This is a genomic window from Bacillus cereus group sp. MYBK139-1 (assembly GCF_051916915.1).
GTDB classification, from domain to species: Bacteria; Bacillota; Bacilli; order Bacillales; family Bacillaceae_G; genus Bacillus_A; species Bacillus_A pacificus.
The window spans coordinates 18,962-40,811 of the sequence record NZ_JBQAHO010000005.1 but is presented as its reverse complement, the minus strand read 5'-3'; the positions used below and the strand labels follow the sequence as shown (position 1 = coordinate 40,811).

Here is a 21,850-nt window from a genome sequence, read left to right as displayed (position 1 = left end):
ATATAGGGTCAGCTAGAATGTTTGCTGTTTTATTATTTAACTTTTAAACACGAGCAATATTTGCTTTCTCATAACAGACTTGCAATGATTCTTCAATGATTGTTAATCCTTCTTCAAGTTGCTCATCTGTAATCACTAATGGCATTAGCACACGAATAACATTACCGTACGTTCCTGCTGATAGTAGAAGTAAGCCGCGTTTATTTGCTTCTGCGCATAAATTAGCTGTCAACGTTTTATCAGGTGCTTTCGTCTTACGATCTTGAACGAGCTCAAATGCACACATTGCTCCTAAACCGCGCACATCACCGATGCAATTATATTTATTTTTCATCTCTTCGAATCGGTTCATTACGACCTTTCCTAATTCTATCGCTCTATCATTTAAATTCTCTTTTTCTATTACATCAAGTACTGCTAATGCTGCCGCACATCCTAGCGGGCTTCCTGCATACGTTCCACCAAGTTCTCCTGGTGCAGACTCATTCATAATTTCTTTGCGCCCAATAACACCACTAATCGGTACACCAGCACCTAATGATTTAGATACCGTAATTAAATCCGGAACGACATCATAATGATCAATGGCGAAATATTTTCCTGTACGGCTAAATCCAGTTTGAATTTCATCCGCTACAAATAAGATGCCGTGTTCTGAACAAATATTGCGTACTTCTTGCACAAACTTCTTACTCGGGACGATAAATCCACCTTCCCCTTGAACAGGTTCCATTACAACAGCTGCAATCGTTTCTGGTGCTACTTCTGATATGAAGAAATTCTTAAACTCTTCAATCATAAAGTTATCGTACTGCTCTTCCGTTAATCCTTCTGGGCGACGGTATTCATACGGAAATGGCGCTTTATAGACTTCAGGCGCAAATGGACCAAATCCAAATTTATATGGTTTTACTTTACTTGTCATCGTCATTGTCATTAATGTACGCCCATGGAATCCTTTAGAAAATGCGATAATACCAGGTCTTTTTGTATATTTACGAGCGATTTTTACAGCGTTCTCGACTGCTTCTGCACCACTATTTAAAAATAGTACTTGCTTATCAAAACTTCCCGGCGCTAATGCCGCAAGTTTTTCTGCTAATTCAATATATGGCTCATACATCATGACATTAAAGCCAGTATGAATGTATTGATCTACTTGTTTATGGAGCGCTTCTTTAACAGCTGGGTGACAATGTCCTACGTTAATTGTTCCTATCGCTCCAGCGAAATCAATGTACTGATTACCATCAACATCAGTAACAAGAGCACCATTTGCAGATTGTACAAACGTTGGGATGCCGTTACTTACTCCTTTTGGTACTATATTTTGGCGGCGTTCTAGTAAAGACGCTGCTTTCGGTCCAGGAATTTGTTCATTTACTTTAGCAAATTTTTTTGTATTCATTACGTACCCCATCCTTTTCTTTACATTGTTTTCTCTTTTCATTGCAAAATGTATGCCAATATTCTTTTTGAGTATTCATCCTACACACCTTCTATTTCGCCATAAAAAATAAGTCTATAAAGACTCATTCAGAGTCTTTATAGACTTATTTTTCTTACACATTAGACTTTCCTTTTTCCCAAACAAACTCACCTGAATGAGAAATAAAGTCCCCAACAGATTGTACTACTAAATCAGCAAGTGGTTCTAATGTTTGACGATTCCCTGTACCAGATAGTACTCCAATTGCATAGCAATCACCATTTTTCGCTAAATATAAATCAGTCGGTGTATCCCCAACGACCGCTACTTCACATGCCTTTAAATGAAACCTCTCACAGAAGGATTCTATAATTCTTTTATCGGGTTTTTGTGCCGCAAATGTATCTGAAGCTACAACATAATCAAAAAAGGTCTCTAATTGATACTGTTTTAAAAATAATTCTGTCGGTGCGAAATCATCAGCTGTAACAACGCCTAAAATAAATCCTCTATCCTTTAAGCTTTGTAAAATTCTCGGTAAATCTGCCGTCATTTTCATGTAAGAACGATGCTCGTACATAAGGGCAAACAGTTTTTCACTTACCCATTCATGCATTTCCTCTTCCTTAGATGACGTAATATACTTACAAAGCCCCTTTGCCACGTCAAGGCTTGTTCCTGCCGCTATTGCGCTACGTGGGTGAACAAATACCCCATCCACACCGATCTCTTTTAATAAAGTCGGCTGCATTGACTGTGGCAGTTGGTATAATTTTATACATTCAGCCACAAGTTCTTCAGCCACTTTTATCCAAATTGAATGAAAATCCATTAATGTCCCATCTTTATCAAATAGTATTGCTTTTACTTTCTCCATAACACCCCACCTCTCATCTCTTATCTCCTCCAGTGTATCAATAAAGTATGGATATAAAATAAACGAATTGTAAAAATACCATAAAAATCAAACTAACTTCAAATTTACAATTCTTCTATATAATAAAAAAGGATGCCTTTACAGGGCATCCTCTTGATGTTCAGGAACAAATAGCTCCAGACAATGATACATATTTTCGAATTCCATCGGTGCATCTCCACCATATTCACCATCTAAATTAATCATTAGTTTATCTGGTGAATGCACTTTAATTCGGTTCGCTTGTGTGTATAGTACTTTTGGATTGTTAATATGTTCACCACGCTGCGCTTGTGTTGCAGCTTTAATTAAGTCGGCAATCGAACCTTTTTTCAGCACTAATAAATCAAATAAGCCATCGTTAATCGATGCATATGGTGCTACCTTTTCAAAGCCGCCCACTGAACGAGTATTCGTAATTAAAAACATCGTAATTTCTTCTTGTAGTAATTTTCCATCATACTCAATTTCAACATATGTTGGATGTAGTGATGGTAGCATTTCGATACCTTTTAAATAATAAGCAAGTTGTCCTAATACCGTCTTTAGCTTACTTGGTACTTCATATGTTAATTCTGTAATACGACCGCCACCAGCGATGTTAATAAAATATGTATCGTTTGCTCTACCAAGGTCTAATGGCACAGTTTTTCCTTCACAAATAATATCCGCTGCCTCTTCAATAGAACGAGGTACACCGATTGCACGTGCAAAGTCATTTGTCGTTCCAACTGGAATAATTCCAAATTTCGGACGGAATTCATGACCAACTAGACCGTTTACGACTTCATTTAACGTGCCGTCACCACCAGCCGCAATAACAACATCAAATTTACGCTCTACAGCTTGCCTCGCCGCCACAGTTGCGTCTCCAGGACCCGTTGTCGCATGACAAGATGCTTCATATCCAGCTTGTTCTAATTTTTGTAATACTTCCGGTAAGCTCTTCTTAAATAGCTCACGCCCAGAAGTAGGATTATAAATAATTCTTGCTCGCTTCATCATTTATTAGCACAGGAAATTTCTTTATGTATCGACAAAGAACATACCGAACTTCTATTCAGTATTCCCGTGCCTACCTCCTCTCATCTTCCTATCCTTCTTTTATCTCGCTCAAACAGGCAGTAAGAACCCGATTCGTGTAGCCCATCAAAAGTAAATATTCATTTCAATGGTTTTGTTTTATTTGACAAAAAAAATTTATGTCTATCTATTTCCTCACAACAATTTACATATAACGAATAATAATTATCTATTATTTCATGAGATGAAAAAACCTCTATGTCTAGATTTATCATTATTCCCACCTTTTTGCAACTATCATACCATAGTTGCTATACAAACATTTTTCCACTTTTGACAGTTAATCAAACGTTTGTTTAAATAATTTTCTCTCATTTAAACAAACGTTTGATTAACCTAGAAAAACACCCATGTACGGGTGTTTTTCTGCTTAATCTTTAAAAGTTACTACTATTATCGCTTATTAATCTCTTCAAGTAAGATTTTGTTAACAAGCGGTGGATTTGCTTGTCCTTTTGTAGCTTTCATAATTTGACCAACTAAGAAGCCAATTGCACGGTCTTTACCGTTTTTAAAGTCTTCGATAGATTGCTCATTATTATCAAGAATTTCTGTTACAACTTTACGAAGTGTACCCTCGTCAGAAATTTGAACAAGGCCTTTCGCTTTAACGATTTCTTCTGGGTCTCCACCTTTTTCAATTAATTCGTTAAATACTTTCTTCGCAATTTTAGAAGAAATTGTACCTTTTTCAATTAATTGAACCATTTTAGATAAACCAGCAGGCGTTAATGCAACGTCTTTTAATTCTTTTTGTTGTTTGTTTAAGTACGCAAGCACTTCACCCATTAACCAGTTCGATGTTAATTTCGCATCAGCACCATCTGCAACAGTTGCTTCAAAGAAATCAGACATTTCTTTCGTTAATGTTAATACGTGTGCATCATAAGCCGGTAAGCCTAATTCTGCAACGTAGCGAGCTTTACGTGCATCTGGAAGTTCTGGAATAGAAGCACGAACTGCTTCTTTCCACTCATCGTCGATGTAAAGTTCAACTAAGTCCGGCTCTGGGAAGTAACGGTAATCATCAGATCCTTCTTTCACACGCATTAAGATTGTTTTCTTCGTTGCTTCATCATAACGACGTGTTTCTTGTTGGATGATACCACCAGATAATAATTCTTTTTCTTGGCGAGCTTGCTCAAACTCAAGACCTTTTTGTACGTAAGTGAAAGAGTTTAAGTTTTTCAGTTCCGCTTTTGTACCGAACTTCTCTTGTCCAACTGGACGAAGGGAAATGTTCGCATCACAACGCAAGGAACCTTCTTCCATCTTACAATCAGATACGCCAGTGTATTGAATGATTGATTTTAACTTCTCTAAGTATGCATATGCTTCTTCTGGCGTACGCATATCTGGCTCAGATACGATCTCAATCAAAGGCATACCTTGACGGTTGTAGTCTACTAATGAGCCGTCAGCTGTATGCGTTGATTTACCAGCATCTTCTTCTAAATGAAGACGTGTAATACCGATACGTTTCTTTTTACCGTCTACTTCAATTTCAATCCAACCATTTTCACCAATTGGCTTATCAAACTGAGAGATTTGGTAAGCTTTCGGATTATCTGGATAGAAATAGTTTTTACGGTCAAACTTCGTTTCTGTTGCGATTTCACAGTTTAATGCCATTGCAGCTTTCATTGCAAAGTTAACTGCTTCTTTATTTAAAGTAGGAAGTACTCCTGGGTATCCTAAGTCAATTACACTTGTTTGTGTATTTGGTTCCGCTCCGAATTCTGTTGGACTCGCAGAGAAAATTTTCGAATTTGTTTTTAACTCAACGTGAACCTCTAAACCAATAATTGTTTCTAAATTCATCTATGCTCGCCTCCTTACAGACTTGCTTTTTTTGTATGATGGTCTGTTGCTTGCTCAAACGCATGTGCAACGCGGTAAATTGTCGCTTCATCGAAGTGTTTACCAATGATTTGTAAACCAAGTGGCATGTTGTTAGCACCGAATCCACATGGAACAGAAATCGCTGGAACACCTGCTAAGTTTACTGGGATTGTTAAAATGTCATTTGCATACATTGTCATTGGATCATCAACTTTTTCGCCCACTTTAAATGCCGGAGTTGGCGTTGTTGGTCCAATAATAACATCGTAGTTAGCAAATACATTTTCAAAGTCGTTTTTAATTAATGTACGTACTTGTTGTGCTTTTTTGTAATATGCATCATAGTAACCAGAGCTAAGTGCAAATGTACCAAGCATAATACGACGTTTTACTTCATCACCGAAGCCTTCACTACGTGTGTTTTTGTAAAGATCCATTAAGTTATTCACGTTATCAGAACGAACACCATAACGTACGCCATCAAAGCGTGAAAGGTTAGCTGATGCTTCAGAAGAAGATAATAAGTAATACGTTGCTAGAGCGTATTTAGAGTGTGGAAGAGATACTTCCTCCCAAGTTGCGCCCATACCTTCTAATACTTTTAAAGCAGCTAGTACTGACTCACGAGCTTCTTCGCCAACACCTTCTCCTAAGTATTCTTTCGGTACAGCAATGCGTAAACCTTTAACGTCGCCTGTTAAACCAGCTAAGTAGTTTCCTACTTCAACGTTAGCAGAAGTTGCATCCATACGGTCAAGACCTGAAATAGCTTGTAATAAGTATGCATTGTCTTCTACTGTACGTGTAATCGGTCCGATTTGGTCAAGTGAAGATGCAAATGCTACTAATCCGTAACGAGATACACGTCCGTAAGTTGGTTTTAAACCTACAACGCCGCAATATGCAGCTGGTTGACGGATAGAACCACCCGTATCAGAACCTAGAGAGAATAATACTTCTCCTGCTGCTACAGCTGCTGCAGAACCACCACTAGATCCACCTGGAACGTAATCTAAGTTCCATGGATTTTTCGTAGCGTAGAAACCTGAGTTTTCATTTGAAGAACCCATTGCGAACTCGTCCATATTTAATTTACCGATTGTAATTGTGTCAGCAGCTTTTAGCTTTTGCACAACTGTCGCATCATAAATTGGATCGAAGTTTGCTAACATTTTGCTTGCACAAGTCGTACGAAGACCGTTAGTTACAATGTTATCTTTAACACCGATTGGCATACCGAATAATAAACCATTATCTTCAGCACCAATTTTCGCATCTAACTCTTTCGCTTTCGCGCGTGCGTTTTCTTCATCTAATGTAAGAAAAGCTTTTACGTTATCTTCAACATCCGCAATACGTTTGTAAGATTCTTCTACTAAATCCGTAACGGAAATTTCTTTGTTGTTTAATTTCTTATGTAACTCTGATACTGAATGATCAAATAATGACATCGAAATTCCCCTCCTCTATTCTAATACTGCTGGAACACGGATTTGATTATCTTTGTGATCCGGTGCATTTTTTAATACTTCTTCAACTGGTAAACCTTTTTCTGGTACATCTTCACGCATAACATTTTTCATAGTTAATACATGAGTTGTTGGTTTTACATCTGTTGTATCTAATTCATTTAACTGTTCTGCAAATGTAACAATTGCATCTAGTTGTTTTTGAAATTTTTCTGCTTCTTGATCAGTAATTGCAAGACGTGCTAAATGTGCTACGTGCTTTACATTCTCAACGGAAATTCTTGACACGGCTAGGCCACCTCCATAATATATCGTTCAATCTACAATACTATTGATGATACCAAATTTTCAGTACTTCAAGCAAGTCAACACACGGCACTTACAGCATTTTTACATAAAAAAAGAAAGGCAAACGCCTTTCTTTACGATTTACTCTTTATCTAACGGTTTATTTTTCGGAAATCTCTCGTTATCTTCTTCATTATCACGAATTGTTTTTTGTAATACAAAACAAGACATCGTTAAAAATAATGTTCCAAGTAAATAATATCCTTTTACACTAAGCGTTTCATCTAGCGTATAAATTCCAATTAGCATACCTGAAAGCGCGCAAACAAATGAAGTCCATGCTAAAAACGTGAACGCTTGCGTATTACGTCTTCTCATCGTTCTCCCCCTCGTTAGCTGTACATCCATTATAGATAAGTATATTTACCATGATGGATTTTTATGTAAATTCTAGTTTGCTATTTATAAATCTATCACAAAAAATATTATTTTAAAGAGAGTTTTCTTTCTAATCTGAAAAAACAGTTAAAAACATTGACATTTATTTCAATTCTACATAAAATAAAAATAAATATTACGAACCTCGAAATATACGGGGGTGGAATTAATTGTTGCAATACGAACATTTTTTAGACTTACTGCTAGATAACGCCAAGAAACTTTTCTATCCTGAAGAATGGGTAAGCTTAGATTTAACACTTTCTAAAACTGAAGTATTTTGTTTACTTTGGATGGAGCGAAATACGGATATTACAATGACAAAAATCGCTGATCTTCTTGATATACCAATGAGTACAACGACAGGTGTTGTAAATCGCCTTGTAAAAAAAGGATATATTGAAAGATACCGTGATGAAAACGACCGACGCATTGTATTAATTCGTTTAACAGAAAACGGCGTAATGCTCGTTCAAGAAGTAAAACAAAATGCAGCCCATTATTTTAACCTAGTGACCGAAGCATTATCGGAAGAAGAAAAAGCATTTTTACTACACATCTTCCAAAAGATTATGAATCACATTGCTACGTCACAACAAAAAACAGAAGAAAAGGTTTCTACACCTAAAATGAAAAACATTCCGATTGAATAAAAACCCTAATAGGGTTTTTATTCAAAAAAATATTTCGTTACTCGTAATATTCGACAATCGAAACAAAGGGGATATGAATGATGAGAATTATTTTGTATACAGGTAAAGGCGGCGTAGGAAAAACTAGCATTTCAGCGGCAACTGCACTTCAAATCGCAAAACAAGGATTAAAAACTTTAGTAATGAGCACAGACCCAGCTCATAGTTTAGGAGATTCATTTGGTATAAAGTTATCTTCTGAGCCATTAGAAATTCGTAAAAATTTGTGGGCACAAGAAATTAATACAATTTATGAAATGGAAAAGGGCTGGGGAAAGTTACAGAAATATATTACACTACTTTTCACTTCCAAAGCAGCTGATGATATTACAACCGAAGAGTTAACGATGTTTCCCGGTATGGAAGATTTAATTAGTTTACTTCGCGTACTCGATTATTATAAACAAAACACATATGACGTTATTATCATTGATTGTGCTCCAACAGGAGAAACATTAGCAATGCTCAGTTTTCCAGACATGCTCGGCTGGTGGATGGAAAAACTCTTCCCTATTAAAAGAAAAGTTTTAAAAGTTGTTCGCCCTGTAGCTCAACCACTTCTTGGTGTCCCCCTTCCAACCGATGATATTATGGACGAATTAACAAATACACTTGAACAACTTGGAGAAATGAGAGATATTTTATCAAACCGAGACGTAACAAGTATCCGCATCGTTGTAAATCCCGAAAAAATGGTCATTAAAGAGGCTCAGCGTAGCTTTACGTATTTAAATTTATACGATTATAACGTAGATGCGATTATGATTAACCGCGTCATCCCTAACACTGTCATCGATCCTTATTTTCAAGCTTGGAAAGATACTCAAAAGAAATATAAAACATTAATTCAAAATAGTTTTGATCCGCTTCCTATTTACGAAGCTCCAATGTTTGAACAAGAAGTTGTTGGCTTACCTATGTTAGAACGCGTTGGAGATGCTTTATTTAAAAAAGATTATTGTCCTACTGAAGTAAAATTTAACGGTCGCACTCAATATGTAAAAAAAGATGGCGATGAGTATATTTTCGTTCTGTCCATTCCCTTCTCTAACAAAAGTGAACTTGCATTAAATCAAAAAGGTGACGAGCTTATCATTCGTGCTGGTTCTGTTAAACGAAACATCACATTACCCAAAACGTTAACACACCTTTCTATTCAAGGAGCAAAATTTGAAGATGATGTACTAAACATTCGTTTTGGAGGTGTCGTGCATGCATGAGGAATTAATAAGGAAGGTAATTCGTACAAAAATAAAAATGGGTATGCATATATTAGAAGAGTTACCTGCACCCATCCAGCAATCAGCTAAGCAAATACTAAATATTTTACAAGAGGAGCTAGCTGCTTATCCGAAAGAACAAGGGCATCATAAAAATAATTTAAAAAATATTATAATCGAATGAATATCTCTGGATAGAGGGCCTTTTTAGGCTTTCTATCTCTATATTGGAGCGATGTAAGTTGTTTAAAAAGCATTCCACTATTATGCTTTGGATGATTCCCTTGTTATTTCTCATTCATAACCTTGAAGAATCTTTTCAAATGCCACAATATCTTGCTAATCAATTTTCAATTACTTTTATAACTAGCCAACAATTTTTCATTGCGATTTCTGTATTAACTCTCTTTGTCTTACTTATCGTCTTTCTATATCAACTAAACTTCTTGTCTTCTATATACTGGATTATTTTTATACAAGGAGCTATCTTCTTCAACTCTGTTCAACATATTATTTTGTTTTTTATTTACCGCTCCTATAATCCGGGCGTAATATCAGCTGTTTTCATTGTTATCTTTTCTATTTTCTTTTTTTCATCCCAAAAACACTTAATTCAAAAAAAGCAATTCGTAATTACACTCGTGTTCAGCTTATTTTCTTATCCCATTATAATTTGGATTACCTTACTACTTGCTAGCTGCTTTCAGTAATAAAAAAGACCAGGAAAACTCCTGGTCCATTACTCTACTTAACAAACATTGGATTCTATGTTATACAGAATTGGAAGGTACAGAATTAGGGTTTGTTTTGTTTGTTAAGTAGATTATATGTTGAACGAACTAACAGCGGAGGGGTTCCTTCTGTTAGTCCATTAAACCCAATCATTATTTTACGATCTTTTCAAGCTCATCAAGTGAAAGATCTACTGAAATAGAACCATCATTTGTTTCTTTCTTAATTGCCTCTGTTACTTCTTTTGAATGATATAGTTCAATTACTTTTTTCAGTGTTGGATCATCTTTATCTTTCGTACGAGCTGCGAAAATATTAATATACGGCTTCGCATTTTCATTCTTTGGATCTTCTAAGAAAATTGGATCCTTAGCTGGATCTAATCCAGCTTGACCAGCAACACCGTTATTAATAACTGAAGCTGCAACATCTTTTAATACACGAGGTGTTTGCTGTGCGATAACCGGTGTAATTTTTAATTTCTTCGGATTTTCAGCAATGCCGCTTGGATCTCCAAATAAGCCAAAGTCTTTCTTAAGCTTTAATAACCCAGCTGCATCAAGAAGTTTTAATGCACGTGCTTGGTTTGTTGGATCATTTGGAATCGCAATTTCAGAACCATCTGGAATTTCATTTGCTTTCTTATGTTTTTCAGAGTATAAACCCATTGGTGCAATTTGCGTTGTACCAACAGCTGTAATATCTAATTTATGCTCCTTTTTAAATTGCTCTAAGAAAGCAATATGCTGGAATGAGTTTAGCTCAATATCTCCATCAGCTAACGCTTTATTTGGCGTCGTGTAATCAGAGAACTCAACCAGTTTAACTTTAATCCCTTCTTTTTCAGCTTTTTCCTTTACAATTTCCCAAGCGTTTCCATCCGTTCCAGTTACACCAATGCGAACTGTTTTCTCTTTTGTTCCTGCATCTGAGCAGCCGCTTAACGCCGAAACCCCTACAATCGCTGATAATGCAAATGCTAAAATTTTCTTCATTTTCTTTCCCCTCTTTCTTTTTATGATCTGCGTAAAAAGACTTTCGCAAAGTAGTTTCCTAAATTTTGAGCTAACTGTACGAGAATAATAAGTAAAACGACCGTTACAAACATAACTGATGTATCAAAACGTTGATAACCATATGTCATTGCTAAGTCACCAAGACCGCCACCACCGACAAGCCCAGCAACTGCAGAAAATTCAATTAAACCAACTGTCATAAATGTAACACCTAAAATTAATGGCGCTAACGCTTCTGGTACAAGGATTTCAAAAACAATTCTAATTGGTGAAGCACCCATCGCTTGAGCTGCTTCGATTACCCCTTTCGGAACAGAAACAAGATTTGTTTCAACCATTCTAGCAATACCGATTGATGCAACTAACGTCATTGGGAAAATTGCTGCCGCCGTTCCAATTGTCGTTCCGATAACACTTCTTGTTAGCGGGCTTAAAGCTACTAAGAAGATGATGAATGGAATCGGACGAATTGTATTAATGATGATATTAAGAATAGAAAAGACCCATTTATTTTCTAAAAAGTTTCCTTTTCTCGTTACATATAGAAGTAAACCTAGAGGTATACCGAGAATTGTAGCAAATATAAGGGTTACAATTACCATTAAGAGAGTATCCCCCGTCGCATCTACTATACGCGGCCAAAATATACTCCAATCAACTCGCATGAGCTTCTACCTCCTTCAGCTGCACTTGCAGTCTTAGATGTTGTAATGCTTTTTGAATTTCCCTCTGTTCGCCTTGCAATTCTACAAGAAGATTTCCAAATAGCACATTTTGAAGTTCAATAATATTTCCGTACAGTACATTTACATCGACATTATAGTTTTTTGCGATATATGATAGTACTGGCTGTCCTGTCTCCTCACCAGTAAATGTTAGACGATAAATCTGACCACCATTTTGAATTTTTGCTAAAACACTTTCCGGTAAATGATCATTAATAACAGAACGTACAAAGTTTTGAGTCGTCTTTGTTTTTGGTTGTGTGAAAACATCAAACAGTTTTCCTTCCTCAATAACTTTTCCTTTCTCCATTACAGCTACACGGTGACAAATTTCTTTCACAACATGCATTTCATGTGTAATAAGAAGAATTGTTAAGTTGTATTCTCGATTTACTTTCTTTAATAAGTTCAAAATTTCTGCCGTTGTTTCTGGATCTAAAGCTGATGTTGCCTCGTCACATATAAGAATATCTGGTGATGTTGCGAGCGCTCTAGCGATACCAACACGCTGCTTTTGTCCACCTGATAACTGCTCTGGGTAATTGTTTGCTTTATCTTCTAACCCTACAAACTTCAGCAATTCATTTACTCTTTCTTTTATCTCATTCTTTGGTACTTTCGCCAACTTTAATGGATAAGCAATATTCCCAAATACTGTTCTTGAATTAAATAAATTAAAACTTTGAAAAATCATCCCGATTCTTTGTCTTAGCTTCCGTAATTCTTTCGTCGATAATGATGTAATCTCTTTATCATCTATTGAAATCGTTCCTGCCGTTGGTCTCTCTAACATGTTTACTAGGCGTAATAACGTACTCTTTCCAGCGCCACTAAAACCGATAATGCCAAAAATTTCGCCTTTCTCAACTGATAATGTTACATCCTCCACCGCATGAACAGATTGCCCACCTGTTTCATATACTTTACTTACATTGTTAAAAGAAATCATTTTTCCCCCTCCTATATGCTGCGAAAACTTGAAGTAGAGCTTTCGAGGTAAAATAAAAAGTGCTCTCCTTCTTATCAACCATAAAGATAAGAAGGAGAGCACTTATATATACTCGTTCACATCTTCTCATCTTCCAAGCCTTTCATAGGCTTGCTGGAGTTAGCACGGTATTAAAAAAACCCGTTGCTGAGGTATCGTAGGGCCAGTCCCTCCACCTCTCTGGATAAGAATGTATCGATTTAATTGTCGTTTAATTAATTCTCATTATAGAACTCAGAATAGTAAGAGTCAATACATTTTTTAGAAAAATATTAATTATTTCTTTATTAAAATTTTCAGATGAAAAATTCAATAAAAAATAGTAATCTTTAAAGTTATGTAAAATTCTCCTCTTGCATATTTTTTAAAAGGATAATCTTCTCTACTAATTGAATACCATTATTTGAATATGAAATCGGAGGAAGATAAATATATGAAAACAGCTCTTTTACTCATTGATATTCAAAATGATTATTTTCCACACGGCAAAATGGAATTACGTAATCCAGTCGAAGCAAGCGCATATGCCCGTCGGCTACTACAGCTCTTTAGAAAGAAAAACGAACCTATTTTTCATATCCAACATGTAGCAATAAAAGAGGACGCTACTTTTTTCCTACCCAATACAGAAGGTGTACATATTCATGAAAGCGTACGTCCACTTAGAGAAGAAACCGTTATACTCAAGCATTATCCAAATAGTTTTCGCGAAACTGATCTTCTAAAGCAATTACAACGTTTAGCTATTGAACACGTCGTCATATGCGGGATGATGACTCATATGTGTATTGATGCTACTGTAAGAGCTGCTTTTGATTTCGGCTTGCAATGTACTGTGATACATGATGCTTGTGCTACAAAAGACCTTTCTTTTAAGAATGCTACTATACCAGCCGTTTATATCCATAACACAATTTTAGCTAGTTTAAATGGCGTCTATGCAAATGTAATGAGTACAGAGGAGTTTTTAGCTACAAAAAAACACTCTCTTCAGTGAGCAAAACCGAAAAGAGTGTTTCTTGTCAAACCATAGATTTTCTTTCAAATTGTATTATACAGGAAATCCTTAAAATGAATACAAAAAAATGTGACTAATAAGTCAACTTTTCTCATTGTTTTGTTTCTATTTACATGTTTATCCCGATATGAATAGGGTTTAGCTAGTTCCACTTACCAAATAGTAATATATGGTAAGTGTTTTTTATTCAAATTAACTAGTTTTTCCTACTATTTATCTGTTTGTTTTTGTTTCTTTTTCAAATACTCCGCACGTAATTTTTCAATTTGCTGCTTTTTATCAAATTTGACAGGCGTCTGTTTTTCATGAAACTTTGCGACAGCTACTTGTCCTTTGTAATCTAATTGATATTTCCCCACTTTGTTCACCTACTTTTCTTTTCTTATCTTTAAAGAGAATCTATCCAACAAATATAATATATCTTATTTACTGAAGTAAACCTTATTAGTTTTTCTAGGTATATCTATCTTAATCCACATATGAACACTCCCCCACTTAGCGAAGCTTGAAGTGGGGGTTTCTAACGTTTCGACCTAACGGACGATTAACGTCAGGGGAGTTAACACATTAGCGAGCTGTTTCACGCTTAACCCCACTATCCCATTTGTCCATGCATTTGGGATTACTTTTCGTAAAATGTTAGCCGCAGCATTTACATCTGCATGAATTAAAGTTTTATTTGCTGAACGATATATGCCGCGCTTTATTCGTTTTCCTGAAAAAGTTGTATTTTGGTCATTTTCTCCATACGTTGGAATGAAGTCGTTATCCAGAAAACTTGCTTTCGATGTATATGATTCTTCAGTTACAACAACTTGAATGCCTACAGCATTTGCTTTGTATGTAATCATTTGAATCAGTACACTATGTGGGATATGACAAAACAATTGGTTATTTCTTTTTCCCATATTCGTTTCTTGTTTCCAACTTTTGTTTTGACCAATAACGATTTTACAAACTTCTTCTTCTTGAGCTAGTTTTACGATATGGTGACTCACTTTATGGAAGACGTCTTTTATTTTCAAGTAACGTTTTTGATGAAGTTTTTCTATCCTTTTAGAAGTAAAAGGCCCTTCATTCGTTTGTTTTCCATTTCTAAGAACGCTTGTAAAATGACGCTTCATTTTGTTGTAATATTGATTTATGCTTTTGACATGTTTGCCCTTAACAAGGACAGGTTTCATACCTGTGTTTGTTACAATGGTTGCAAGGTTATCAATCCCTAAATCAATACTCATATAACGAGCATTCTCTTCAATAATTTGTTGTTCAGAAGGAACATCCATTACCAATTCCACTACATATTCATTGTATTTTGGAATCACACGAACTTGTTTCAGTTTACCTTCAGTGAAACCTAGTTTCCCAATATTTAATTGCAATTTCGTCTTTGGAAACTTTAAAAATCTACCGTTTTTAATGATGCAATCTTGGTTTGTATACAGAATCTCTTTTTCAGAAGAACGAATATACTTTGGAATCCTAGGCATTCCAGCATATTTGTTTGGGTTCTTTTTATAATCTTTTAAACTAGCAAAAAAAGATTTCCAATTTTGGAACAAACCTTTCATGATTGACTGGCTACATTGCGTAGGCAAAGCTCGATAATCATTTTGAATCATAACCTTAAATAGTGCATCTAGAAAGTTGTAATCTACATAAGGTTTTTCAAAATTAGGTTCTGAAAACAAATTACATGTAATCTCTTTCTGTTCTTCTGTAGGCTTTAATTTCTTTTTTTCCAATTTCTTCTGATAGGCAAGAAGTTGTGTGTCATTCATCTTACCAATATTTTTATGAATATGATCCAGAACTTCTTTTTGCAAAGGCTGCAACTCTTTTTCTTGTGTTAATCCAGTGTACACCTGGCGTATATAAAAGTTTGTAGTGTTGTACATATTCTTAGCGTTATGACAACATTCTTGAAAATAAGAATACATACGATGCCCTTTTTTAATCCAGATTTGAAGAGTTTTATAGTTTGATGGATTTTCCTTTGTCATTTTATTCACCTCCTTGTTAAGGATATTATAGCAAAAATAAAACATACGTTCCTTTTTCTTGAAAATAAAATATTTCTTTCGATTCACCTCACCACCTTCACTTACGTTTAGAGGTGGGAGTCCTCTCGAAAGGCATGATAGAAAGTTTTTCAAAAAAAAAGAAATCTTCGCAGACTGCGAAGATCTCTTCTACTATTTCTTATAAAGTTTCAGAAGTAGTTTTTGCTTGCATGTGAAGTGCTAAGTAGTCAGGGCCACCAGCTTTAGAGTCTGTACCAGACATGTTAAAGCCACCGAATGGTTGGTATCCTACGATTGCACCAGTACATCCACGGTTGAAGTATAAGTTACCTACGTGGAAGTCTTCACGTGCTTTTTCAATATGGTCACGGTTGTTAGAGATAACTGCTCCTGTTAAACCGTATTCTGTATTGTTTGCAATTGCAAGTGCATGGTCAAAGTCTTTTGCTTTACAGAATGCTACTACTGGTCCGAAGATTTCTTCTTTCATTAGGCGAGCATCTTCTGCAACGTCAGCAACGATTGTCGGTTGGATGAACCAGCCTTTAGAATCATCTCCTTCGCCACCTGCTAAAATTCTACCTTCTTCTTTACCAATTGCAACATAGCTCATTACTTTATCGAATGCAGCTTGGTCATTAACAGGACCCATGTTTGTACCTAATACAGCTGGGTTAGCAACTGTTAATTCTTTCGTTAATTCAACAGCACGATTTAATACGTGATCGTATACATCTTCATGGATTACTGCACGAGAACATGCAGAACATTTTTGTCCTGAGAATCCGAATGCTGATGCAACGATAGATTTAGCTGCTAATTCAAGATCTGCTTCTTTATCAACAACGATTGTATCTTTACCACCCATTTCAGCGATAACGCGTTTTAACCAAATTTGACCTGGGTTTACTTTCGCTGCACGCTCATAAATACGGATACCTACATCACGAGATCCAGTGAAGCTAATGAAACGTGTACGAGGGTGATCTACTAAGTAATCACCAACTTCAGAACCGCTACCTGGTACGAAGTTTACTACGCCAGCTGGTAAGCCAGCTTCTTCTAATACTTCCATGAATTTCGCTGCTACTACAGGAGTTGTACTAGCTGGTTTTAGTAATACTGTATTACCAGAAACTAAAGCAGCTGTTGTCATACCTGCCATAATTGCGAATGGGAAGTTCCAAGGAGAAATGATAACACCTACTCCTAATGGAATGTAAGAGAAACGATTATATTCAATTGGACGGCTTTCTACTGGAATTCCGTCTTTTAATTTCAACATTTGACGACCATAATATTCCATAAAGTCGATTGCTTCTGCTGTATCAGCATCTGCCTCATTCCATGGTTTACCTGCTTCTTTTACAAGAATAGCAGAGAATTCATGTTTTCTACGACGAACAATTGCTGCAGCACGGAATAAAATGTCTGCACGCATTTCTGGTTTTGACTTTCTCCAAGTTTGGAATGTTTCATCCGCTACTTGCATTGCTTTTTCAGCTAACTCACGGCTTGCTTTTGAAACGCGACCAACAAGTTCATCTTTATTTGCAGGGTTTACAGAAACAATTTTGTCTTCTGTAGTGATTTTTTCTCCCCCAATAATTAATGGATAGTCTTGTCCAAGATAAGATTCTACTTTCTTTAAACCTTCTTCAAACGCTAATTTGTTAGCCTCTACTGAAAAATCTGTAAATGGCTCATGTTTGTATGCTACTACCATCCTTTTAGCCTCCCCTTAGAAAAACGTTTACATTTTACAACATTATTCTACACGATAATTTAGATTTATTCAAATATTCCTAGACTTATATTTTAAAAATTAATTAATTTTTAAAATATAATAAAAAAACAGAGTTATACAAATGTATAACTCTACAAAATATGAGTATATTCCAAAACGTTTTTGCTAATCAATAAAATAGTTACTAACAAGAATAAAGTTCTTACATATCCAACACCTTTTTGAACTGCAAATTTCGATCCAAAATAAGCGCCCAAAATCATCGATAATCCCATAATAATACCGTATTCAAAATGAATTACGTCTAAAAATAAAAAAGTGATTAACGATACGATATTACTAACAAAATTCAAAAGTTTTCCAGATGCTGCCGCTTGAATAAAATCCAAACCAATTAATAAAAATGCAAAAATTAAAAAGGATCCTGTTCCTGGTCCAAAAAATCCATCGTAAAACCCTATCATTAAAATAACCAAGAAAAATATTAATGTTTTTCTTTTCGTCATCTTCTTATAGGTAGATACACTTCCCCAATCCTTTTTCGCAATAATATAAATGGCAATAAACACCAACATCACAAGCACTAACGGACGTAAAATATCCGGCGGAATAAACTTTACTACTAAAGCACCTGCGACTGCCCCTATAATAGTTAACGGGATTAACTTTCCTACAATTTTAAAATCAACCTTTCCCGATCGAATAAAGTAAATCGCACTCGTAAACGTCCCCATCGTTGCAGCTAATTTATTCGTTGCAATTGCCGAAGCTGGTGGTAAACCAACAAACATAAGTGCCGGAAGCGAAATTAATCCTCCACCACCAACAACTGAATCAATAAAAGCTGCTAAAAAACCGAATGCAATTAATAAAATAATGACTTGAAAACTTAATTCGCCCATGCGCTTTACCCCTTACCCCATTATTTATAACATTTTAAATTATAACAAAATTACCAAAGAAAAAAAGCCGTTCCATAAAGGAACGGCCCTTCTATTTAATCTAAAATTTTCACATACGGCTCATCTTGCTTCGCTTCACGTATAATAATCGCTTCTGGACGCTCTACAGATTTAATCGTTACTTGTACTTTCATATAATTCGGGAAGTATTCCATAACAAGCCCGGCTACATATTGTGTAAAGCCAATTATTTCTGCTTTCCCATTAAACTGGACAGGAATATCGAGCTTTATTTCTCTTAATTCATCGTCTCTATACATACCAGTACCGATAACAGCTGTATAGTCGCCTTGGAAATAATCGCTTAATTTTGCCTTGAAGTTTGATACTCTCGCCAGATCTTCACGTTTATTATCTGTTTTCGCTTGTTCAGATGGGAACAAATAATATTTCTCATTAATTTGTTTCCAATCCTCAACTGTTTCACTGCCTTTTTCAACATTCGCATAAGAAACAAAGTTACCTGGCACGAGCGAAGACTTTGGAGCCTGACGATAAATTGCAAATGTTATCGGAAGGTTTTTTGTCTCAGGATCTTGTTGATGCATAACTTTCAAGATTTCTGGCACCATTTTTTTCCCTTCAGCTAACATCTTTTCATTCGAAATTGCAGCCTCACGCGGATAACCATGCTCTTCCTCATAATAATGAACCGAATTCATCGCTAATCCAACTACAATGCCGCTACGCTCATTTTTTTCGCCTTTGTTCACATAATAATCATGCTCTAAAATATTTGAAATATATATTGGATTTTTTTTATTTTTCACTTCTAGTGATTCGGATCCTGAACCTAATGTAGGATTTAACCCTATGTTCGGGAATTTAACCGCATCTTTTTTTAGTGTATTTTCTAGTTCCTTTTGTTCTGCATCTGTACGTTTTCTTTTAACAAGCATCTGTATATCCTGAGTTTTTAGGGATTTTCCGCCTTTTAAAACATTATCTTTCGTACTAAATGATTCTTTCGCAATACGCATTAATCCTGTTTCAAATTCATCTATATCAAGGCGATTACTTACTCCTTGCACAACTAAGCCACGTGCGTTTCCTCCCACAAATGGAATAGTCGTCTTATAATATTCATCCGAAATAGAGTAATTCGGGACGATTGCTTGCTCTTTTGCTTTCCCCGATTTCTCAACCACTTTTTCATCTTTGTCGGCACCTGCACTACACCCACTTACAAGTAGGCCAAGGCTTAATACCGCTAATGCTATTTTTTTCATGGTAAGTTTGCACCTCTTACTTATTTAGCTCTTGTAAGAACCTCTCTTCATTCCAAACCTCGACATTATGTTTCTCCGCTTGTGCTAATTTCGAACCTGCCGCTTCACCTGCAACAACTAAATCCGTACTTTTACTAACACTTCCTGTTACTTTTCCACCTAATGCCTCAATCTTCTTCTTCGCTTCACTACGTCCCATAACTTCTAATTTCCCTGTTAAAACGACAGTTTTTCCTGCGAAGTACGACTCAACGTTTTGTAAATCAGCAATTTTCATGCCTTTATATGTCATGTTCACGCCGTATTCTTTAAATTGTTGTAATAACTCTAATACGTCTTCATTATCGAAATACGTTACTACGGATTGAGCCATTTTTTCACCAATTTCATTAATTGCTTTTAGTTCTTCTTCCGTTGCCTTCACAAGCGCATCCATTGTTTCGAAATGCTCAGCAAATGTACGCGCTGCTTTCGCTCCGACATGGCGAATACCAAGACCGAATAATAATCGCTCTAATGAGTTTTCTTTAGAATTCTCAATTGCTTGTACTAAATTCGTTGCTGATTTTTCTCCAAATCGTTCTAGCTGTAATAATTGCTCTTTCGTCAACGAATATAAATCAGCAAATGTACGAATATAATCTGCCTCAAAGAGTTGTGTAATGACACGTTCTCCAAGTCCATCAATATTCATTGCATTTCTTGAAACGAAATGGATTAACCCTTCTCGAATTTGAGCAGGACAAGTTGGGTTTATACAACGAAGTGCTACCTCTCCTTCTAAACGAACTAGTTCACTCTCACATGCTGGGCAATGCGTTGGCATATGATATTCTTCTTCCTCACCAGTACGCTTATCAAAAATAACATTCACAACTTCAGGAATAATATCTCCAGCCTTCTTCACAACAACGTAGTCACCAATTCGAATATCTTTTTCACGAATTAAATCTTCGTTATGTAAAGAAGCACGACGAACGATCGTACCAGCCACTCGTACTGGCTCTAGCTCTGCAGTCGGTGTTACAACCCCTGTACGACCAACACTTAATTCAATGCCTGTTAATCTTGTTACAACTTCTTCAGCTGGGAATTTATAAGCAATTGCCCATCTTGGACTCTTTGCTGTAGTGCCTAGACTTTCTTGAAGAGCAACATCATCTACTTTTATAACGATCCCATCAATCTCATAATCAAGATGCGGACGTTTTTCTTGCCATTCTTCTACATAAGCTATAACTTCTTCAATTGTTTCACATGTACGTCGATTTGGATTTGTTTTGAATCCAAGTTCACCTAAGAAATCAAGCGATTCACTATGTGATAGGATTGTTTTTTCTTCTACATTCGCAAGACCGTATACAAACATAGATAAGTTACGCTTCGCTGCAATTTTCGGATCAAGTTGGCGGATTGAACCTGCTGCCGCATTACGCGGATTTGCAAATACATCTTCACCATTTTGCTCTTTTTCTTCATTTAACTTAACGAATGAACGCTTCGGCATATAAGCTTCGCCTCGTGCTTCTAACGTTACTTCTTCATTTAAACGAAGCGGGATTGCTTTAATCGTTTTTAAATTTTGAGTAATATCTTCACCTGTTACACCATCACCACGTGTTGCCCCTTGAATGAAGCGTCCTTTTTCATAATGAAGTGAAACAGCAAGTCCGTCAATTTTTAATTCGCATATATATCTTACATTCGCATCATCAATTCCTTGACGTACTCGTCGGTCAAAATCACGTAAATCTCCTTCGTTAAATGCATTTCCTAAACTTAACATCGGTGACTTGTGTGTTACTTTTTCAAATATATCAAGAACCGTTCCCCCAACGCGAACGGAGGGAGAATCTTCACTCATAAACTCTGGGTTCTCTGCTTCTAATTTTATAAGCTCCTGCATATTACGGTCATACTCCGCATCAGAAACAGAAGGATTGTCTAACACGTGATATTGATAGTTAAATGTATTTAACAAATCACGTAGTTCTTCTATACGTTTTTTTGCTATCTCTTTTGACATATCCTC

Annotated in this window: 21 protein-coding genes and 1 riboswitch; of the genes, 5 read left to right on the top strand and 16 right to left on the bottom strand. The window is 36.0% G+C overall.

The window, feature by feature from the left end; genetic code table 11:
- Positions 1–43: 43 nt before the first annotated feature.
- The 7 genes from gabT to ACTFRS_RS22865 form a co-directional block, all read right to left on the bottom strand.
- Entirely contained in the window at positions 44–1,408 is a 1,365-nt protein-coding gene (gene gabT, locus ACTFRS_RS22895; protein ID WP_242296784.1) for a 4-aminobutyrate--2-oxoglutarate transaminase, read from the bottom strand.
- A gap of 154 nt (positions 1,409–1,562) precedes the next feature.
- Positions 1,563–2,306 (bottom strand): HAD family hydrolase, encoded by a 744-nt coding sequence (locus ACTFRS_RS22890; protein ID WP_000416638.1) that lies wholly within the window; start codon positions 2,304–2,306, stop codon positions 1,563–1,565.
- A gap of 138 nt (positions 2,307–2,444) precedes the next feature.
- A complete protein-coding gene (locus tag ACTFRS_RS22885) occupies positions 2,445–3,350 on the bottom strand; it encodes a diacylglycerol kinase (RefSeq protein ID WP_000977677.1) in 906 nt (301 codons plus the stop codon).
- Positions 3,351–3,821: 471 nt separating this feature from the next.
- Entirely contained in the window at positions 3,822–5,249 is a 1,428-nt protein-coding gene (gene gatB / locus ACTFRS_RS22880; RefSeq protein ID WP_001047674.1) for an Asp-tRNA(Asn)/Glu-tRNA(Gln) amidotransferase subunit GatB, read from the bottom strand.
- Between the two features lie 14 nt (positions 5,250–5,263).
- Positions 5,264–6,721, bottom strand: coding sequence for an Asp-tRNA(Asn)/Glu-tRNA(Gln) amidotransferase subunit GatA (gatA, locus tag ACTFRS_RS22875; protein ID WP_000051445.1), 1,458 nt, complete (start codon positions 6,719–6,721; stop codon positions 5,264–5,266).
- A gap of 15 nt (positions 6,722–6,736) precedes the next feature.
- The gene (gene gatC / locus ACTFRS_RS22870; RefSeq protein WP_000086999.1) at positions 6,737–7,027 is read right to left on the bottom strand and encodes an Asp-tRNA(Asn)/Glu-tRNA(Gln) amidotransferase subunit GatC; all 291 of its coding nucleotides are present in this window, start codon (positions 7,025–7,027) and stop codon (positions 6,737–6,739) included.
- A 141-nt stretch (positions 7,028–7,168) separates the two neighbouring features.
- Positions 7,169–7,405, bottom strand: coding sequence for a YiaA/YiaB family inner membrane protein (locus ACTFRS_RS22865; RefSeq protein WP_001254396.1), 237 nt, complete (start codon positions 7,403–7,405; stop codon positions 7,169–7,171).
- Positions 7,406–7,635: 230 nt separating this feature from the next.
- Here ACTFRS_RS22865 and ACTFRS_RS22860 point away from each other — a divergent pair, with 230 nt between their 5' ends.
- The 4 genes from ACTFRS_RS22860 (at position 7,636) to ACTFRS_RS22845 (ending at position 10,087) form a co-directional block, all read left to right on the top strand.
- Positions 7,636–8,118 carry a MarR family winged helix-turn-helix transcriptional regulator gene (locus ACTFRS_RS22860; RefSeq protein WP_139869436.1) on the top strand — a complete coding sequence of 161 codons (483 nt, stop codon included), beginning with the start codon at positions 7,636–7,638 and terminating at the stop codon, positions 8,116–8,118.
- Positions 8,119–8,195: 77 nt separating this feature from the next.
- The gene (locus ACTFRS_RS22855) at positions 8,196–9,377 is read left to right on the top strand and encodes an ArsA family ATPase (RefSeq protein WP_440025193.1); all 1,182 of its coding nucleotides are present in this window, start codon (positions 8,196–8,198) and stop codon (positions 9,375–9,377) included.
- Positions 9,370–9,561, top strand: coding sequence for a DUF3926 domain-containing protein (locus ACTFRS_RS22850; protein WP_000544085.1), 192 nt, complete (start codon positions 9,370–9,372; stop codon positions 9,559–9,561). The genes ACTFRS_RS22855 and ACTFRS_RS22850 overlap by 8 nt, the downstream gene beginning before the upstream one ends.
- Positions 9,562–9,619: 58 nt before the next feature.
- Positions 9,620–10,087: an HXXEE domain-containing protein gene (locus tag ACTFRS_RS22845; RefSeq protein ID WP_011039940.1), complete on the top strand. Its 468-nt coding sequence runs from the start codon at positions 9,620–9,622 to the stop codon at positions 10,085–10,087.
- Positions 10,088–10,261: 174 nt separating this feature from the next.
- On the opposite strand, the gene ACTFRS_RS22840 is transcribed toward ACTFRS_RS22845, so the two are convergent.
- The 3 genes from ACTFRS_RS22840 to ACTFRS_RS22830 are packed head-to-tail and all read right to left on the bottom strand — an operon-like array spanning position 10,262 to position 12,799.
- The gene (locus ACTFRS_RS22840) at positions 10,262–11,104 is read right to left on the bottom strand and encodes a MetQ/NlpA family ABC transporter substrate-binding protein (RefSeq protein WP_000721591.1); all 843 of its coding nucleotides are present in this window, start codon (positions 11,102–11,104) and stop codon (positions 10,262–10,264) included.
- Positions 11,105–11,124: 20 nt separating this feature from the next.
- A complete protein-coding gene (locus ACTFRS_RS22835; RefSeq protein WP_001261879.1) occupies positions 11,125–11,790 on the bottom strand; it encodes a methionine ABC transporter permease in 666 nt (221 codons plus the stop codon).
- On the bottom strand, positions 11,780–12,799 hold the full coding sequence (locus ACTFRS_RS22830; RefSeq protein WP_139869433.1) for a methionine ABC transporter ATP-binding protein: 1,020 nt from the start codon (positions 12,797–12,799) through the stop codon (positions 11,780–11,782). Before ACTFRS_RS22830 ends, ACTFRS_RS22835 begins: the two co-directional genes overlap by 11 nt.
- A gap of 123 nt (positions 12,800–12,922) precedes the next feature.
- Positions 12,923–13,029: riboswitch (SAM riboswitch) on the bottom strand.
- A 242-nt stretch (positions 13,030–13,271) separates the two neighbouring features.
- On the opposite strand from ACTFRS_RS22830, the gene ACTFRS_RS22825 reads away from it, so the two are divergent.
- The gene (locus tag ACTFRS_RS22825) at positions 13,272–13,835 is read left to right on the top strand and encodes a cysteine hydrolase family protein (RefSeq protein ID WP_000844890.1); all 564 of its coding nucleotides are present in this window, start codon (positions 13,272–13,274) and stop codon (positions 13,833–13,835) included.
- A gap of 230 nt (positions 13,836–14,065) precedes the next feature.
- Here the strand turns inward: ACTFRS_RS22825 and ACTFRS_RS22820 are convergent, their stop codons facing one another.
- The 6 genes from ACTFRS_RS22820 to ligA all read right to left on the bottom strand — a co-directional run bounded on the left by ACTFRS_RS22820 (position 14,066) and on the right by ligA (position 21,844).
- Positions 14,066–14,215 carry a hypothetical protein gene (locus ACTFRS_RS22820; RefSeq protein ID WP_000521648.1) on the bottom strand — a complete coding sequence of 50 codons (150 nt, stop codon included), beginning with the start codon at positions 14,213–14,215 and terminating at the stop codon, positions 14,066–14,068.
- 174 nt (positions 14,216–14,389) lie between these two features.
- Entirely contained in the window at positions 14,390–15,859 is a 1,470-nt protein-coding gene (locus tag ACTFRS_RS22815) for an RNA-guided endonuclease InsQ/TnpB family protein (protein ID WP_242294583.1), read from the bottom strand.
- Positions 15,860–16,058: 199 nt separating this feature from the next.
- Positions 16,059–17,606 carry an L-glutamate gamma-semialdehyde dehydrogenase gene (pruA, locus tag ACTFRS_RS22810; RefSeq protein ID WP_440025197.1) on the bottom strand — a complete coding sequence of 516 codons (1,548 nt, stop codon included), beginning with the start codon at positions 17,604–17,606 and terminating at the stop codon, positions 16,059–16,061.
- A 152-nt stretch (positions 17,607–17,758) separates the two neighbouring features.
- Positions 17,759–18,529 carry a TSUP family transporter gene (locus ACTFRS_RS22805; protein WP_242294584.1) on the bottom strand — a complete coding sequence of 257 codons (771 nt, stop codon included), beginning with the start codon at positions 18,527–18,529 and terminating at the stop codon, positions 17,759–17,761.
- Between the two features lie 95 nt (positions 18,530–18,624).
- Positions 18,625–19,818, bottom strand: coding sequence for a CamS family sex pheromone protein (locus ACTFRS_RS22800; protein ID WP_242294585.1), 1,194 nt, complete (start codon positions 19,816–19,818; stop codon positions 18,625–18,627).
- A 16-nt stretch (positions 19,819–19,834) separates the two neighbouring features.
- The gene (gene ligA / locus ACTFRS_RS22795) at positions 19,835–21,844 is read right to left on the bottom strand and encodes an NAD-dependent DNA ligase LigA (protein ID WP_242294586.1); all 2,010 of its coding nucleotides are present in this window, start codon (positions 21,842–21,844) and stop codon (positions 19,835–19,837) included.
- Positions 21,845–21,850: the final 6 nt, after the last annotated feature.